The following is a 17319-nucleotide window of genomic DNA, read 5'->3' as shown; positions in this document are numbered from 1 at the left end:
TCTTCAGAAAATCAATATAATTTAATGAATTATTTATTCTGCTAATCTAATAGCTTGTCGAAGCCCATTACAAGACTGGTTATATCGTATAGCACCGAAGGTCGAAAATTGCCCAATTTAAGGCTGATCTTTAGCTTGTTATTAAAGGAAAGAAAAGACCTGTGAGGTCTAATGCCGATAATTGCCAAATTTTGATGCTCATTAAAAGTTTCCGATCAGAAAATTAAACTCCTGGCGATTATTTCCTGCAGTGCAGCGCTCTTTGCTCTTTTTTAGGGGTCGATAATTGTCAAATTGGTGTTAAGCTGTTCATCACACTAGCTAGTACTTAGCTTGATCTTTTCACCCGGCTTGGCCCATCCCCAGCTTTTCACCTCGGCATTTCGTTGTAATACCATATTATCTGAAAATATTTGCGGAAGGCTGATATTTGCAAAAATTTGAGCACTACTCAGGATTAAAAGCAGGAGAAAATGCAGCATTTAATTTCATTAGAAATTGTTTTAAAGTAGTTCTTTAAAAAACGGAATAAGTTGTTCTGCCATCAGCTCATGGTCCTCAATATCTGGATGATAGTCGCAGCCATTTGGGGTTACAGCGTCAAATTCAAAGATATTTATTTCCTTCTCAGGAAAAATTTCTTTTACATTTTGAAGCGATTCCAGCAGCAGCTCATGGTTTTCCCCGCTCACCATAGGGCTGGTTAAAAGGGCAATTTTCACCTCCGGATACTTTTTATAGATCATTTCTACAAACTTTATATAATTGGAGGTGAATTTTCCCTGATTAAAATCTGCCCGTTCTTTCTCACCATCGCCCAGGGAAAGATCGTTGGTGCCCAGGGCAATACTTACCACCTCGGGAGCTTCCTTAAATTTAGCTTTTTTAGCATTGTCGTTATTGAGGTAAAGATTTTCATAAACATCGGGCATTACTGGTTGATCTTCGTCATTCCAGTTGCGGTACATTCCCAATCCCGAAACGCAGGATAATTCAAAATCTGCATTTAGAGCCCGGGCGACCCTTGGGCCATATGCGAGATACGCGTTATGCTGAAAATACCATTCCCCGGTATCGCAAGGATATTCTTCTGTATCGGCTCCCATTCCGCAAGTAATGGAATTACCAATAAACTCGATTTTTGGGCGATTTTCAATTTCCGGAGTACTTACTTCTTCTGCCGCAATTCCGTGAAAATAGAGCGTACCGGTAGTAGCTTCTGTAGCTTTATAAATGCTCAGGGAATTTTTCCTGACAGAATCCGGCAAATCAATTTTAATAGTTTCGTCGGTTCTAAAACGCCCCAGGTAATTTCCATTCAGCTCGATATTTGCAAAAAATGGCTGTTGATTTTCCCCACTAAGGAAAATCTGAACGCTATCTCCTGAAACCTGCATTTTTACTGAAGCGCCGGAATTTATAAGCGCAACTGCAGTATCATTTATTTTCTCAGTTCTTCCGGAATATTTGTAAGCATTATTTTGAGTAGTGAAAGTTTGAAATTTTTTTGAAGTCTCGCTACAGCTTATGCAAACCAGCAGGAGTAGCAGCAGAATTTTTTGAATCATTTGAAGAATATTATGTAGCTACTAAACTACAGGATTTCTTCAAAAATCCGAGATCAAATTTCCGTTTTTATTGCTATTGAAGGAAGGGGAAATTATAATTTTCCATTCTCATGAAACCAATCAATTGCATCATCAATTGCCTGATCAATTGGATGAAAATGAACACCTAGTTTTTCCTCTGCTTTTTTAGCGGAATAATAATTTTTAACACTTAAGATCTTCATATTGGCAGATGAAACTGAAGTTTTTATAGCCAGCTTTCTTATAAAATCCCCGCCGTAGCCAGCGATTAGAAGTAACTGTCTGGGTACTTTTATCATGACCGATTTGGTTGCTGATCGCTCTACCAACTTCTGAAAAAACTCCTTATAACTCAAATTTTGCCCTGCGAGAAGATAGGTTTCCCGGTTTTCACCTTTTTCCAAAGCAGCACTTATTCCTCTGGCAGCATCCCGCACATCCACAAAATTCTTTCCGCCGGGAGGATAAAAAATAAATTTTTTACCATAGCCCATGAGAATGATTTCTCCGGAACTTGGTTTGCCATCGTGAGGTCCCAGCATAAAAGTAGGGTTTACCATAACAACATCAATCTTATCAGCATAAGAAAACAACTTCTCCTGGGCTTCCAGCTTACTTTTTGCGTAGAGTGATTCAGTAAAGGGGGGCTTTAAAGGGGTGGTTTCTGTTCCCGGATTTTCTAAAGTTCCAAAACCCATGGCATTTGCCGAACTTACGTAAATAAACTTTTTAAGCTGATGATTTATAGCGGATTTGACAAGATTTTCACTTCCCAGGACATTTACTTTATAGTAGCTATCGTAATTTGGCAAATCCGGGGCAGTGAGAGCAGCGATGTGGATCACAGCATCACAATCTTTAACAGCATTTTCTACAGCCGACTTATCTGTAATATCGCCCTGTACAAGTTCAAGATTGGGATGCGATGGCAATACAAATTTTTGCTTGTTTCTTAAAAGCCCTTTCACACTGTGGCCAAGCTCAAGAAAATGTTTTATAGTATTGGTTGCCAGTAAGCCGTTAGCTCCGGTAATAAGCAGCTTCATTAATCGGCGTTTTCTATTTCCTTCAGTGCATTATTGCTCAAAATTGACATTTTAACCGATACGGGTAAGACATGTAGTAAGAACCAGCCAAAGCGGTGTGCCCAGTTCAGTTTTATCACGTTTTTTCCGTTGAAAAGTTGATCGATAGAAAGCCTGGCGATTTCTTCCGGCGGAAGAACAAGTATTTTAGTCCGCATCCCTTGCTTGTCGATTCTTGAAGAAACATCTCCGTTTGTCTTTATGGGTCCCGGATTAAGTACGCTGAAAAACACTCCTTTATCTGAAAATTCACTTTGCAGGCTTCGGGTAAAACTGTGTACAAAAGCCTTGGAAGCCGGATAAACAGTTTTATAAGCAATGGGGCTCATGGCTGCCATGCTGGAAACATTCAGCACATAAGACTTTTTACTTTTAAGCAGGTTGGGAAGGAGTTGGTGGGTGATTATGGAAGTAGCTTTTACATTTAGCTCAATCATCTTGTCGATATAATCTGCACCTGCTTCCAGAAATCTTTTGTTACCTCCAAATCCTGCATTGTTAATAAGAATATCGAGGCGAAAATTGTTATTTATCCATGCGGTAAGGTCCAGGACATTTTGTTTTACAGTAAGGTCTGTTTCGTAAAAATGAGCTTCACAGCCGGCTTTCCGGACTTCTTCTGCCACCTGTTCCAGGCCTTCTCCAGGTAAACTTACCAGGATTACGTTTCTTTGCCGTTTAGCGAGATCAAATGCAAAGGCTTTTCCCAGGCCTCTGCTAGCACCGGTGATTAGCGCGAAACGTCCCGGTTTTCCGTTTCTGGTTATATTCATTATTAGTTTATTAAAAGCAACAAATTTACTTTAAAACTTATCTTTTTCATAATTCATATCCTTATTAGTGCATTTAAATTTAAATGTATTTAACGATTTTCTCTAATTTGTGTAAAAACGATAAAAGCTTCAGATATAATTTTTTGAAGTGCTTATAAATGCGCTAAAAATCTTAGTTTTGGGGCTTATTATTAAAACCTGAAGAGAGTATTCTGCATGGAAAACAATAGGAATTACGTAATAGATTTTGACAGTACATTTACCCAGGTTGAAGCCCTGGATATTTTAGGTGAAATTTCATTGTCTGGAAAGCCAAACCGTGAGCAGCTCCTTGCTGATCTAAAATCGTTAACTGACAGAGGAATGGAGGGAGGTTTATCCCTGAGGGAATCTATCCAGAAACGTCTCGAATTACTGCAGGCAGAGAAAAGCCATCTTGAACCGCTTATTGAAAGCCTAAAAGGAAAAGTTTCTTCTTCTTTTGTACGAAATGAAGATTTTTTCCAGGAAAACAAAGATCACATCTTTATTCTTTCGAATGGTTTTAAGGAATTTATTGTACCTATCGTTTCCCAATATGGGATAAAAGAGGAAAATGTATTTGCCAACAGTTTTGTATTTGATGACGAGGGTAAAATTATAGGTTTTGATAAAGACAATGTGCTCTCTTCCAATAACGGTAAGGTGGAGCAGTTAAAGGCACTGGAGCTTAAGGGTGATGTGTATGTGATTGGCGATGGATACACAGATTATGAAATAAAAGCGGCAGGTCTTGCCAATAAATTTTACGCATTTACTGAAAACGTTTCGCGGGAAAAAGTCACTGCAAAGGCAGATCATATTACCCCGAGTCTTGATGAATTTTTATATCTACATAAAATGAATAAAGCTATTTCTTACCCTAAAAACCGAATTAAAGTTTTACTTCTTGAAAACGTGCATGAAGATGCTGTAGCCATTATGAAAAAAGAAGGTTACAATGTCTCGACGTATGCCGGGGGAATGGATGAAGATGAATTAGCTGAAAAAATTAAGGACGTTTCTGTTTTGGGAATCCGTTCCAAAACTCAACTTACCAAAAAGGTGCTGGATAATGCACAACGTCTTATTGCAGTTGGTGCTTTTTGTATTGGGACCAACCAGATAGACCTTGAGGAATGTCTTAAAAAGGGAGTTGCCGTTTTTAACGCTCCTTACAGTAACACGAGATCTGTTGTAGAGTTGGCAATTGGTGAGATTATCCTTCTTATGCGAAATCTTCCAGATCGTATTGCTGAAATGCACCAGGGAAAATGGAATAAATCCGCTTCCGGAAGCTACGAAATTCGTGGTAAAAAGCTGGGAATTGTTGGCTACGGAAATATTGGAGCTCAACTTTCTGTTGTGGCAGAGGCAATAGGTTTTGATGTTTATTACTATGATCTTGTAGAAAGACTTGCTTTGGGAAATGCCACTAAATGCAGCAGCCTTCAGGAACTTTTGGAAACTGCAGAAATTGTGACACTTCATGTAGACGGAAGAGCAGCAAATCAAAACCTTATAGGAGAAGAGCAATTTCAGCAAATGCAAGAAGGTTCTATTCTTCTTAATTTGAGTAGGGGGCAGGTTGTTGATGTGAAAGCTCTTAAGAAGCATATTTCTTCCGGAAAAATTAAAGGAGCGGGAATAGATGTATTTCCGAAGGAGCCAAAAACGAACAACGAAAAGTTCGAATCTGAACTTTGCGGCTTGCCCAATGTTATCCTGACTCCGCATATTGGCGGTAGTACACAGGAAGCCCAGGAAAATATCGGAAATTTTGTTCCGGGAAAAATCATCGATTACATCAATACCGGTGGAACAACAAATTCTGTAAACTTTCCTAACCTGCAGTTGCCAAGTCTTGAAAATGCACACAGGCTTATTCATATCCATCACAATAAACCGGGCATTATCGCGCATATCAATAAAATTCTTGCTGCAAACGACATTAACATTGTTGGGCAGTATCTCAAGACGAACGAGACTGTGGGTTACGTGATTACAGATATTGACAAGGCTTACGATGCCGATGTGATTAAGGAATTAAAAGGCATAGAAGGCACAATTAAATTCAGGGTGCTTTATTAAATGTTATCTTTAAGCAAAAGAGGTTGACAATCTTCAGAATATGCGATAAATTTATTCTGAAGATCGTTTAAACTTTTTTTGCTGTGGATCAGAACCCGAACACTTATCCGCCTTTCGAGGAGAAACTGAATGTGATTTCCCATGCCTTCGGTTTTGGATTAAGCATCTTTGGATTAGTGCTTCTAATCCTGCGCGCCGACGATTACGGAGAAACCGTTCATTTGGTAAGTATCCTTATTTTTGGAGCAAGTATGGTGCTTTTGTATGCAGCTTCCACGCTCTATCACAGCGCAAAAAAACACAGGCTACGGGTAAGACTTAATATCCTCGACCACTCTGCCATTTACGTACTTATTGCAGGTACTTACACGCCTTTTGCACTGGTTACCTTACAGGGAACATCTGGCTGGATTATCTTTGGTGTGGTTTGGGGAATGGCTTTGGCGGGAATTATACTTAAGTTTTTTTTCACCGGAAAATACCAGACCCTTTCTACAATTATGTATGTGGTAATGGGCTGGATCATCGTTTTTGCCGTAAAACCATTAGTAGAAAACCTTAGCTTTAACGGACTAATGTGGCTCGTCGCCGGCGGAATTTCATATACTATTGGTGCAGTACTTTTCAGCCTGGACAGGATAAAATTTAACCATGCAATATTTCACATGTTTGTGTTATTTGGAACGTTTTGCCACTTTATTTCTATCTACTATTATGTACTTCCCGCGGAATAAAAATAATTTTGAATGATGAATTTTAAATTCTGAAGTAAGAAGAAAGAACAGAGAGAAAAGATTAAAAATAGCCAAAGAGGAAAAGAGTGAAGGGGGAATTCGAAGTTAAAAGTATGAAGGCGAGCTACAAAAGTGCATAGCGGGGTTTCTGCGCTTATCTGCGGGATCTGCGGGAAACTTTCTTGAGAATTATTCGTGCATTCGAGGTGCGGAAAGGGAAGAGTTAAAGAGCGAAAAAGGAAAAAGAACATTCAAAATTCAGATTTCAAAATTTAAAATATCTTTTTTCTATCGACTATGGTCTACAGCCTACCAACTAATTCACTTCCAAACTACTATATCCCTGTCCGTTTCGGGTTAATTTGATTTGAGTGGCAATCCTTTCTTTTAACGAATCCACATGACTAATTATTCCGATCGTTTTTGAAGATTCCGCCTGCAGTTTTTCCAAAGTATCGAGTGTTTGGTCGAGCGTTTCAGGATCGAGCGTTCCAAAACCTTCATCAATAAACAGGCTGTTTATTTCCACATTTTTAGAAGCGAGGTCAGAAAGCGCCAAAGCCATCGAAAGGCTCAGGATAAAAGTTTCTCCTCCTGAAAGTGTCTTTACCGAACGTCGCTGCCCGCCCATATGCTCGTCAATAGCAACGAGCCCGTCGTCTTCCTCTTCTTCCGGCTTATCGATGTGGTAACGGTCGCTGAGATCTTTAAGGCGTACGTTGGCCAGCTGCAGTAATTGACTCAGACTCAAATCCTGGGCGAAATCATTGAAATTTTTCCCTTTAGAATCACCTATCAGTTCATTCAGCAATCGCCAGCGTTTGGTCTGCTTTTCTTTTTCAGCAATTTCCGACTTTAATTCTCTTAGGCGCTCCAGGTTTTCATCATGATTTTTGATAATCCTGTGAATTTCTTTGCACTCGTCACTTATATTCTGAAACTTTACTTTTTGATCTTCCAGCTCCTCCAGTAAAATCGACTTTTCCTTCTCTACATCCAGTTTTTCTGAAGTTTCCAGCTGTTGATTCAGAATTTTTAGAGAGGCAACAGAATTATCTATTTGCTTCTGAATCGTTTCCCGTTTAGAACGCAACGCATTACATTCTGAATCTGTCATTACTGCTTTAAAAGCATCTTCAATAGCTGCAAAACCTTGTTCTGCGCTTTTTCCGGAAAGATTTTCTTCTGTTTTTGACTTTACAGCCGCTTTTTCTTCGGAAGTTTTCTCAAGTTCCTCATATTTTGAAACTAAAGCTTTCTTTTCTTCCTGGTTACTTATCCAGCGATTTTGAAACTGCTGACTGTTTCGAAAAATATCGTCTCCTTTATATAATTCGTCCAGTTTTTGCTTCAGTTCTTTTCCTTCTTCCAAAATTTCCTGAAGTTTTTCCAGGGTAGGAATCCCTTCAGAAATTGCCAATGCCGTTTTTTGCCATTTTTCGTATTGCTCAAGCTGTTGGAGCTGATTTTCAAAAGAGGTGCAATTATTTTCCCATTCTGTACTGGTTTCAGCTTTAGGAAGCATTACATACTTTTCCGAAAATTGTAATTTTTGATGCCTAGCCTTTTTTTCTGCTTCTTGAAGATTTTTATCCAGCTCCTGCAAACGTTCCTGCAGATTTTTAAAATTAAGGCTCGCAGTATTCAGTGTCCGGTTCCATTCCTGCAATTCTTGCTGAATTTTACCGATTTCCATGTCCAGAGAATCATCTTTTTCGGGTAAATTCTGTGCATAAGGATGTTCGAAAGCGCCACAGAGCGGACAGGCTTCTCCATTTTTTAAATTTAATCGGTGTTCTTCCAAGCTTGCCCGCAATAGCTGGTTTTCCTTCTTTAAATTGAGATTTTCGAGCCGATTTTTATACTTTTCTGAAGTGTTTTCTGCTTTCTCTATCTCTTCCGGAAGAGTATCAAGCTTTGGAGTAATGACTTCTTTCTCTGCAGTCAGTTTTTCTATTTCTTCTGAAATTTTTTCTATGCTGAAGAAATCTCGTGTTGCTTCACGGGCCAGTTTTAAATGCTTTTGGATATTTTCCTTTTCTTCCTGAGGATTCTGAAGGTCCATTGTTTTAAGGTCGGCACTCAAATTTGCCGATTTTCGATCAGCTTCAATTTTTAGCTCTTTTAATTGCTGTAAACTTTCCGGAAGATCCTTTTCATTGAGCTGAAACGGAACTTCTCTTAATTCTGATAAAAACTGAGACTTCTGATAAGAATATGCACTTAATTTCTCCTTCTTTTGTTCCTGTAGCGTCTGAATTTTCCTGGTAAATGCTTGTAATTTTTCAGGAAGATCTTCAGCATTGACTTCAGAATGAATAAAAGTCGATATTTGTCTTTTTAGAGCATCGGCTTTTTCTGAATTTTCCTGCTTCTTTTTTTTAATGTTTTTAATTTCCTCCTGGAGATCGAGAATCTCTTTTTTAAGCTGATTCCAGCTCCTCAAATCATCAGAAAAATCCTGGACTTTTTCATGTTGCTTTAAAGGAAAACCGTGTTCTTTTTCAAAGGTTTTTAGCTTCTCTAAAGCTTCGCTTTTCTGAAATTCTAATTTTGTAATTTCCTTTTTCTGACTTTCAATATTGCTTTTTAGCTCTAATGCCTTATTTAAAACCTCAATTTCCTTCTGAAATATTTCGCAGGCACTCGTTTTCTCCTGAAACTGTTCCTGATGGTTTTTCAGGATTTCTTCCTCAAGCAACTTCTGCTGAATAATTTTTATTTCATTCTGCTGTTCCTGGATATCCTGGTTTACTGCACGGTTTTTTTCAAATGCTTTAATTCCCAGTTTTCGGTAAATTCCGGTGCCGGTAATTTTCTCCAGTAATTCCCCACGTTCTTCTTTCTTTGCCTTTAGAAACTGTGCAAATTCGCCCTGCGCCAGCAAAACTGACTTTATAAATTGGTTATAATTAAGACCAATTAAATCTTCATTCTTTGCCGGAACTTCAGATTTTTTAAGATCGATAATTTCTCCGGTTTCCGCATTGCTTAGCTGCATATCATATTCCCGAAGATTACCGGTTCTTGCAGTAGAAATACTCCAGAGGGAGCTGAATTTCCCACTTTTGCTGTGGTAAGTAACACGCGCAAAAGCTTCCTTCTGATTGCGGGTAAGAATTGCTCCTTTGGCGATAATTTCATTTTTGGTGATCTTGCCCAACCTTGGCACCTGGTTAAATAATGCGAGGGAAATGACATCTAAAATGGTACTTTTTCCACTACCTGTTGGGCCGGTGATCGCGAACAACGAACTGGCGGTAAAAGGAGCAGCGGTAAAGTCAATTTTATGTTCGCCTTTAAGTGAATTTATATTCTGAAATTCTATTTTTAGGATCTTCATTTTTAATCGTTTTCGCTAATTTCAATTTCTTCCAAAAGTTCATCAAACGCAGCAAGAATTTCGTTTCTGGTTTCTTCGTCATATTGATGCTCATTCACGAGTTTGGAAAAAACTTCTTTTGGCTTTAAATCTTCGAGCTGCTGAGAATTTTTGTAAAGTTCACCCGCGGATTTCAACTGATTTTTAAAGCTCGCCCTGTGTTTTACAATTTCATAACCCGAAGTTTTGAAATTTGTGACCAACTCGTCGAGTAAATAGATTTTTGTAGCGTCGTAATGCTCTTCCTTCAGTTCTACTTCAATTAAAGAATCCAGGTGATTATGTTTTTCAAGTGCGCCAAGTTTTAGTTGTAACTCTTCAATGCTGCCGCTAATTTTCAGCAATTTTCGGAAAGACGGAACAGGAATATTCTCCGGAAGCCAGCTTTTTTCAGAATCTATTAGCAACACGCGTTTATCATCTTTTCTTTCACTGAAGGAAAGCTGAAGAGGCGAACCGCTGTAATAAATTGGCACAGCGGCTGAAACTTTTTGCGGTTTATGAATATGACCCAAAGCAATATAGCTGAAATATTCCCCAAACTGAAGCGCATTAAAAGCCGCCTGATTCCCAATCTGGATATCCCTTTCGCTTTCTGAAGTTTCTGAACCTGCAGCAAACAAATGTCCCATGGAAAGCGCCGGAACAGCCGGGTATATTTTTTGGCAAATATCGGCAACCTGGTTGAAAGTCCGCTGAATTCCTTTCCGGATAGCTTCCAACCGATCATCATAAGAATAGCCGTCGTTGGCACTACGTAAATCAGAATCACGCAAGTAGGGCAGGGCAGCGATTACCAGTTCTGTTTTACCGTTTTTCCCGGAAACAGGAATAGTTAAATCTTCAAGTTTTTCTGGCAAACCACCAATTACGTGCATATCCAGCTCCTTCAGGATTTCCTTTGGTGCATCCAGCATCGCCGGGGAATCGTGGTTGCCGCCGGTAAGGATAATTTTGCAGTCGAGTTTCCGCAGTTGCAATAAGGCTTTATAATATTGTTTACGTGCTTCAGAAGAAGGATTGGCGAGATCAAAAACGTCACCGGAAACCAACAGGACATCAACTTTATTTTCTTCAATGCAATTGGTCAGCCATTCTACGAAAAGTTCAAAGTCTGTGAAAAGTTCATGTTTATGGAGTTTCTTACCAATATGCCAGTCGGCAGTATGAAGGATTTTCATATAATTTTCAGCTTAATTCCAGGGGAAATTCAGAAGTTGAAAGATATTATTTATATGTTATTCTGTAAAGAAATGAACTTGATTCTTCGGCGGAATTTCGCTGTTATAAAAGAAAGGAAATTAACTGCAGCACTTTTTCTTCCGAAGAAATTTCTAGTACAAATTTAATTTAATACAAATACAACAAAGTATTATTAAGCATTTAACTGATACGGGACTTAATCATAGCTAATTTTACTCTGTAAGCAATAATTAAATATATAATTATGAAAAATTTGAAAGATTTATTTGAACACCAATTAAAAGACCTGTATAGTGCAGAAAGTCAATTAATTAAAGCTTTGCCAAAAATGGCGAAAACTGCCAAAGATTCTAAATTAAAGAAAGCTTTTGAAAGCCATTTGGAAGAAACCAAAGAACATCAGACACGCATAAAAGAAATTTGTGATGAGCTTGGGATTAAGCCTACCGGTGAAGAATGTAAAGCTATGAAAGGACTTATAAAAGAAGCTGAAGAGTTTATTAAGGAAGATGCAGAGGAAGATGTAAAAGATGCGGGATTAGTAGCCGAAGCACAACGGGTGGAACATTATGAGATTTCAGGATATGGTACAGCTGTGAGGTATGCCAAAGAATTGGGCCATGATGATATTGCAAAAAAATTAAAGAAAACCCTTGACGAGGAATATGGAGCTGATGAAAAGCTAAATAAACTGGCAGAAGGACGTCTTAATAAAGAGGCAAAATAATATCCCATTCTCTAACTGATTAAAACGCCTGTGAAAGCAGGCGTTTTTTTTCAATTCACGACGTAAAATATTTTACATGGATTATTTTTCAGATGATAATTTAACAAAAATTAACTTTTTGATAAAGGGGAATGAAAAGCCGATTTTCTTCATTGATAATGCTTAAACCCACTAAGTATTTAATGCTTTGGGCCATTTCGTTTCAGAAAAAAGCTTGTGCCAAAATAAAGGGTGCCGTTTTGATGAGGTTAAAAAAGTTAAATCAAACTAATTCAAACCATTTCGTTATTAACTTGAACTACTGAAGAATGCATTTCCCCTACATTTAAATCACAAACCCACCTTTAAATAAAAGTCATGAACTCCCGCGAAAAAACTTTAAGAATTCTAAGATCCCTGAAGTACAAGAATCTTGCTCATCAGAAAGATTATCAGCAAATCACACAACATGCAGATAGATTGTTGATAAAATCATTTTTTTTGAACCTTTCCAATCAGAAGGGAAATTTTGCTGCTAAACTTCAGCAGGAAATTGAAAGAACAGAAAAGGAATTACCACAAGATTCCATACCTGTTTTTTCAAAAGCCCCTTCAGTAGAAAAAACCATTCCTTTACTTAAAACTTCCCGGTATGAAAGGCATGGTCTTATTAAAGAGTGCTACAGAAGAGAGAAAAGAAACATACTATTATACAATTATGCTCTTTCGCAAATAAGTGAAAGTGGTTTAAGGGAGGTTCTAACGTTTCAGAGGAACAAAACAAAATTGTGGCTAAGGGAAATTAAGTGCATGGGAATAAGAGTTTACGAAGATATTGAAGGAGCACTTGAGCCTTCTCCAATTGAATTTGATACCAAAATATAGACTAAATTCAAGTCTGTTACAAAAATAAAAATAATTACTGGCCTGTTTCATTTTTTGGCACAGGTCATTGTATTTCTAATCAAAAAAAGAATATTACATGTTAAAAAAATCGTTATGGAGTTCTTTTGCTACAGATCCTGAAAAGTATCCAAAGCTCAATAAAGATATTGCTGTTGATGTGGCGATAATTGGCGGAGGGATTACCGGTATTACTACTGCGCAGGCGTTAACGGAAAGAGGCTATACAGTAGCTGTTCTGGAAGCAAGGAGTGTGGGTCATGGCACCACCGGGCATAGTACAGGAAACCTTTATATTATTATTGATGAACTTTTATCCTCTTTAAAATCGAAGTATGATAAGGATGTGGTGATTAGGGTTATCGAATCCAGAAAAGCTGCATTGGAAAAAATTGAGGAGAATGTGGAGAAATTTGGTATTGACTGTGACTTTAGCAGACAACCTCTTTTTTTATATGAAGATGTCAATAACATGAAAATCCTTGAGGAGATCAAAGCTGCGAAAGAAATTAATTTAGCATTTACAGAGCTTTCAGAAGATTTTCCGTTTGAACAGGACAACGGAATTAGGTTTGATCATCAGGCGCAATTTAATCCGTTATTGTATGTTTTGGGACTGGCAGCATCTCTTGATAAGGAAAAATGTTCGATTTACGAAAATACCGCAGTACGTTCTGTAGAGGAGCAAAAAGACAGGGTGTTGGTAAACACATCTGAAGCAATTGTTGCCGCAAAATATGCAGTACACGCTACCCATACTCCAAAAGGACTGGAGTTGCAGTACCATACCACGTTAGGATCCTACAGAGAATATGGAGTTGCGGCAAAACTTGAATCGACATCTTATCCGCAGGGGATATTTTGGGGATATTATAATGAACAGAAATATTCTATAAGGTCCTACAGTCGCGGTGATGAAAATTATTTAATTGCTGTTGGAAGTCCGCACAAGGTGGGCCAGGCAGAAAACAACCAAAAGCATGTAGAGGATCTTGTTGCCTTTATACAGGAGCAGTTTATTGTGGGGCAGATTACCCATACCTGGGGTGGACAAAATTATAAGCCTGCAGATCTCTTACCATTTATAGGTAGAAAAACCAAAAACTCCAGGGAGTTTATAGCTACAGGTTTTTCTACAGACGGACTTATCTACGGAGCACTTTCGGCGAATATAATTGCAGATAAAATTGAAGATAAATTTAATCGTTTCGAGGATTTATATGAGGCTGCACGACACCAACCCACTAAATCTGCTAAAAAATTCGTAAAGGAAAATGTGAACGTTGCAGGAGAGTTCTTAAAGGATCTTAGCTTTAAAGGAGATGATAAGGATTTGATGGAAATTCCACCAGGTGAGGCTGCTATAATTACAAGGAACGGAGAGAAAGTAGCTGTCTACAGAGAACCGAACGGAGAATATAAAATTGTTTCGGCATTATGCACGCATATGGCCTGCATGGTTCATTGGAACAACGTAGAAGAGAGCTGGGATTGCCCCTGCCACGGTAGCAGATTTGACACCTCTGGAGAGGTTATAGAAGGTCCCGCTTATAATGCACTGCCGAAAAAAATTATAGAATAAGCAACAAAATATGAAGGAGGATATGAAGCAGAGTGATGATAACAAATTTATTCCTATGACTTCTTTTAGAAGTGGAAAGGGAAGTGAAGTTAGAAGTGATGTTTACTACTATACTAATCAGGTTGTAAATGTAATAATGATTGGAAAACCGGGTAGCAAAGACTGGATCCTGATAGATGCAGGAATGCCAAAATCTGGTCCTGAAATACAAAAAGTAGCGGAAAAACGATTTGGGAAAGGTAATAAACCTGCAGCTATTATCCTGACTCATGGCCATTTTGACCATGTCGGCGGAATAGTGCACTTAATAAATGAGTGGAATTGTCCGGTTTTTGCCCATCCTTTAGAAACATTGTTTTTAACTGGAGAGAAAAAATATCCCGAACCCGATACTTCTGTAGAAGGCGGATTACTGGCAAAAATTTCTTCAGTTTATCCGCATGAGCCAATAAATATTAAATGTGCTCTAAAGGAATTGCCTGAAGATGGAGAGGTGCCTGAGTTACCGGATTGGATGTGGATTCACGTCCCGGGGCATGCTCCGGGCCAGGTAGCACTTTTCAGGGAAAGCGACAGGACCTTAATTGCAGCCGATGCTTTTGTTACTGTTAAGCAGGATTCTTTTTACAAGGTACTTGTTCAGAAAACAGAAATAAATGGGCCACCGGTATATCTCACCACTAATTGGGAGCATAGTCGTGAATCTGTTCAAAAGCTTGAAGCCCTGAAACCTGAAGTTGCCGTTACCGGGCATGGTGAGGCGGTAGAAGGAGAAGAACTGAGGGAAGGGCTGGAAAAGCTTAGCAATAACTTTGATGAAGTCGCAGTTCCGGATCATGGGAAGTGGGTACGGAATGAGGACAAAGCCTAACCGGCCTACGGAAGAAAAAGGATATTTATTATCCAAGCTAATGGAAATGACCAATGGAAAAGGACCGGATTGCTGTATAGATGACTGGATGAAGATTCAGAAGCTTATAATACGTTTAAAGAAAAAAGACGGATGTATTAAAGTGGTGCTAACACCATAGGCAGCATTTGCTGTACACAGAATGGAACGGCTGCATGGCAGCCGTTTTTTAGCTTATCGATCCATATTTCTATTTAAAAACAGAACGTATTAACAGCTATTTAACAAGCAAAAAGCATGTTATAGCTGCTGCATCTACCGTCTATTCTGAATATTCCCTCTCAATACCATTTCTATAACAGTTACTTATATTAAGAAATGTTTATGCCGTCTTTAGGAGTATTTAGTAATCATCTGCTATAAATTTGGTTGTCATAGAAGGTTAATAAAACAGGGTACTTCAGACTCAGTTTATTTGCCATCAGTCCAGAGTTTGTAAAACACTTTTTGCAACTCAAAATTTGATCGGGCGTAGCTCAGTAATTAGAAAAAATTGTGAATGCAAACTGGAAATATTTCAAGAAAAGCTTTAATAACCGGTGGGGCTAAAGGAATAGGACGTGCCATTTCCAAAAAGTTTTCTTTAGAAAATTATAAAACTGTTATAGCCGATATAGAAAATATTGAATTACAGGATGAGAACATATTTTTCTGTAATACAGATGTTACCAGGTCCTCAGATATAGATCATCTTTTTAGCTGGACTACAAAAAAGATTGGAAATCCTGATGTTCTGGTAATCAATGCAGGAATTGGCATCCAGGAATCTTTAACAGAAGGGGATCCTGAAAAATGGCAAAAAGTGATGGACACTAATCTCATGGGTGCCTTACGCTGCATTAGAGCATTTGTTCCTGCAATGTTGGAAAAAGGCGAAGGCAATGTTGTTTTTATTTCTTCAGTTTCGGCTAACCAGCCACATCCTTCAGGAGGAATCTACAGTGCCACAAAAACTGCTCTTGAAGTTATTGCTGAAACCTTGCGGCTGGAAACTCTTCCGCATATAAATGTAACAGTAATAAGCCCCGGAATAACAGATACAAACTTTTTCGAGAATCAGATTTCCGGGCATACAAGTGTTGAAGGTCTCGACATGGGATACATAACACCAGAAGATATAGCTGAAGATGTTTTTTATGCGATTAGCAGAAAAAATAATAGAAGCATTAACAAAATAGTTACCAGGCCTTTAAAACAAAATTTCTAATCAACCAAAAACAGCTTAAATGAGTAAAAGAATATTAATTACCGGAGGTGCAGGATTTATTGGCTCTCACCTGGCAGATGAATTATTGAACCAGGGTTATGAGGTGAGAGTGTTGGATAATCTATCTGAACAGGTTCATGGAAAGGAAAGGAAAAAACCTTCTTATCTGAACTCTAAGGTAGAACTTCTGGTAGGAGATGTTAGGGATAAAGAAGCAGTAGAAAATGCACTTGAGGGCGTTCATGCCGTTTTCCATCTCGCGGCAATGGTGGGAGTGGGACAAAGTATGTATGAGATAAGGGATTATACCGAAGTTAATAATCTTGGAACTGCCACACTGCTTGAAGCACTTACAAATAATCCCGTAGAAAAACTTGTCGTGGCTTCCAGTATGAGTATTTACGGTGAAGGTTTGTATAAAGATTCTGGTGATAATCTGGTAATGGAGTGTGAAAGAGAACTTTCAGACTTAAAAGAGGATCGCTGGGAAATGTACAAAGATGGAGAGGAATTAACGCCAATTGCCACTCCTGAAGATAAAAAGCCAAATCTGGCTTCAGTTTATGCATTATCAAAATACGATCAGGAGCGATTGAGTCTTATAACTGGAAAAGCATATAACATTCCAACTACTGCATTACGGTTCTTTAATGTTTACGGAACAAGACAGGCCTTATCAAACCCATATACCGGAGTACTTGCCATTTTTGCTTCCAGGTTGTTGAATGATAATGCACCAATGATTTTTGAAGATGGCTTGCAAAAAAGAGATTTTATTCATGTTAAAGATGTCGCAAGGGCTTGTCGTTTGGCAATGGAAAAGCCTGAAGCAGATGGTGAAGTTTTGAATATTGGTAGTGGTAACCAGTATACCATTACCCATATTGCTGATAAACTTGCAACAGTAATGGGAAAAGATATTTCTCCTGAAGTTACCGGAAAGTACAGGATTGGGGATATTCGCCACTGCTTTGCCAATACAGATAAAACTAAAAAGATTTTAGGTTTTGAACCTCAGGTGAAATTTGAAGATGGTCTTTTTGAACTTGCAGAATGGCTAAAAGACCAGATTGCCACAGATAATGTGAGCAAGGCAAGTAACGAACTTTCTTCCAGAGGATTAACAGTATAAACCG

Annotated in this window: 15 protein-coding genes; 9 read left to right on the top strand and 6 right to left on the bottom strand. The window is 38.4% G+C overall.

The window, feature by feature from the left end:
- Nucleotides 1-317: 317 nt before the first annotated feature.
- The 4 genes from RM541_RS14910 to RM541_RS14895 all read right to left on the bottom strand — a co-directional run bounded on the left by RM541_RS14910 (nucleotide 318) and on the right by RM541_RS14895 (nucleotide 3447).
- Complete coding sequence (locus RM541_RS14910; RefSeq protein WP_311500929.1) at nucleotides 318-482, bottom strand: hypothetical protein; 165 nt, start codon at nucleotides 480-482, stop codon at nucleotides 318-320.
- Nucleotides 483-503: 21 nt separating this feature from the next.
- On the bottom strand, nucleotides 504-1568 hold the full coding sequence (locus tag RM541_RS14905; protein ID WP_311500928.1) for an SGNH/GDSL hydrolase family protein: 1065 nt from the start codon (nucleotides 1566-1568) through the stop codon (nucleotides 504-506).
- 92 nt (nucleotides 1569-1660) lie between these two features.
- Nucleotides 1661-2635, bottom strand: a complete 975-nt coding sequence (locus RM541_RS14900) for an NAD-dependent epimerase/dehydratase family protein (RefSeq protein ID WP_311500927.1) — start codon at nucleotides 2633-2635, stop codon at nucleotides 1661-1663.
- Nucleotides 2635-3447: an SDR family NAD(P)-dependent oxidoreductase gene (locus RM541_RS14895; protein WP_311500926.1), complete on the bottom strand. Its 813-nt coding sequence runs from the start codon at nucleotides 3445-3447 to the stop codon at nucleotides 2635-2637. Before RM541_RS14895 ends, RM541_RS14900 begins: the two co-directional genes overlap by 1 nt.
- Before the next feature lie 216 nt (nucleotides 3448-3663).
- On the opposite strand from RM541_RS14895, the gene serA reads away from it, so the two are divergent.
- Nucleotides 3664-5556 (top strand): phosphoglycerate dehydrogenase, encoded by a 1893-nt coding sequence (serA, locus tag RM541_RS14890; protein ID WP_311500925.1) that lies wholly within the window; start codon nucleotides 3664-3666, stop codon nucleotides 5554-5556.
- An 83-nt stretch (nucleotides 5557-5639) separates the two neighbouring features.
- Nucleotides 5640-6290 carry a PAQR family membrane homeostasis protein TrhA gene (trhA, locus tag RM541_RS14885; protein ID WP_311493229.1) on the top strand — a complete coding sequence of 217 codons (651 nt, stop codon included), beginning with the start codon at nucleotides 5640-5642 and terminating at the stop codon, nucleotides 6288-6290.
- A gap of 316 nt (nucleotides 6291-6606) precedes the next feature.
- On the opposite strand, the gene RM541_RS14880 is transcribed toward trhA, so the two are convergent.
- Together RM541_RS14880 and RM541_RS14875 are read right to left on the bottom strand one after the other, a co-directional pair.
- Complete coding sequence (locus tag RM541_RS14880; RefSeq protein ID WP_311500924.1) at nucleotides 6607-9633, bottom strand: AAA family ATPase; 3027 nt, start codon at nucleotides 9631-9633, stop codon at nucleotides 6607-6609.
- 2 nt (nucleotides 9634-9635) lie between these two features.
- Entirely contained in the window at nucleotides 9636-10853 is a 1218-nt protein-coding gene (locus tag RM541_RS14875) for an exonuclease SbcCD subunit D C-terminal domain-containing protein (RefSeq protein WP_311500923.1), read from the bottom strand.
- Nucleotides 10854-11119: 266 nt separating this feature from the next.
- On the opposite strand from RM541_RS14875, the gene RM541_RS14870 reads away from it, so the two are divergent.
- The 7 genes from RM541_RS14870 to RM541_RS14840 all read left to right on the top strand — a co-directional run bounded on the left by RM541_RS14870 (nucleotide 11120) and on the right by RM541_RS14840 (nucleotide 17315).
- Complete coding sequence (locus tag RM541_RS14870; RefSeq protein WP_311500922.1) at nucleotides 11120-11602, top strand: YciE/YciF ferroxidase family protein; 483 nt, start codon at nucleotides 11120-11122, stop codon at nucleotides 11600-11602.
- A gap of 357 nt (nucleotides 11603-11959) precedes the next feature.
- Nucleotides 11960-12466 carry a hypothetical protein gene (locus RM541_RS14865; RefSeq protein ID WP_311500921.1) on the top strand — a complete coding sequence of 169 codons (507 nt, stop codon included), beginning with the start codon at nucleotides 11960-11962 and terminating at the stop codon, nucleotides 12464-12466.
- Between the two features lie 97 nt (nucleotides 12467-12563).
- Nucleotides 12564-14066 (top strand): FAD-dependent oxidoreductase, encoded by a 1503-nt coding sequence (locus RM541_RS14860; protein ID WP_311500920.1) that lies wholly within the window; start codon nucleotides 12564-12566, stop codon nucleotides 14064-14066.
- A gap of 10 nt (nucleotides 14067-14076) precedes the next feature.
- Nucleotides 14077-14937, top strand: coding sequence for an MBL fold metallo-hydrolase (locus RM541_RS14855; RefSeq protein WP_311500919.1), 861 nt, complete (start codon nucleotides 14077-14079; stop codon nucleotides 14935-14937).
- On the top strand, nucleotides 14921-15097 hold the full coding sequence (locus RM541_RS14850; protein WP_311500918.1) for a hypothetical protein: 177 nt from the start codon (nucleotides 14921-14923) through the stop codon (nucleotides 15095-15097). Before RM541_RS14855 ends, RM541_RS14850 begins: the two co-directional genes overlap by 17 nt.
- Nucleotides 15098-15475: 378 nt before the next feature.
- On the top strand, nucleotides 15476-16183 hold the full coding sequence (locus RM541_RS14845; protein WP_311500917.1) for an SDR family oxidoreductase: 708 nt from the start codon (nucleotides 15476-15478) through the stop codon (nucleotides 16181-16183).
- 19 nt (nucleotides 16184-16202) lie between these two features.
- Nucleotides 16203-17315 carry an SDR family NAD(P)-dependent oxidoreductase gene (locus RM541_RS14840; RefSeq protein WP_311500916.1) on the top strand — a complete coding sequence of 371 codons (1113 nt, stop codon included), beginning with the start codon at nucleotides 16203-16205 and terminating at the stop codon, nucleotides 17313-17315.
- Nucleotides 17316-17319: the final 4 nt, after the last annotated feature.

The sequence above is a fragment of the Autumnicola psychrophila genome (assembly GCF_031846645.1).
GTDB classification, from domain to species: domain Bacteria; phylum Bacteroidota; class Bacteroidia; order Flavobacteriales; family Flavobacteriaceae; genus Autumnicola; species Autumnicola psychrophila.
This window is presented reverse-complemented; position numbering and strand designations above follow the sequence as displayed.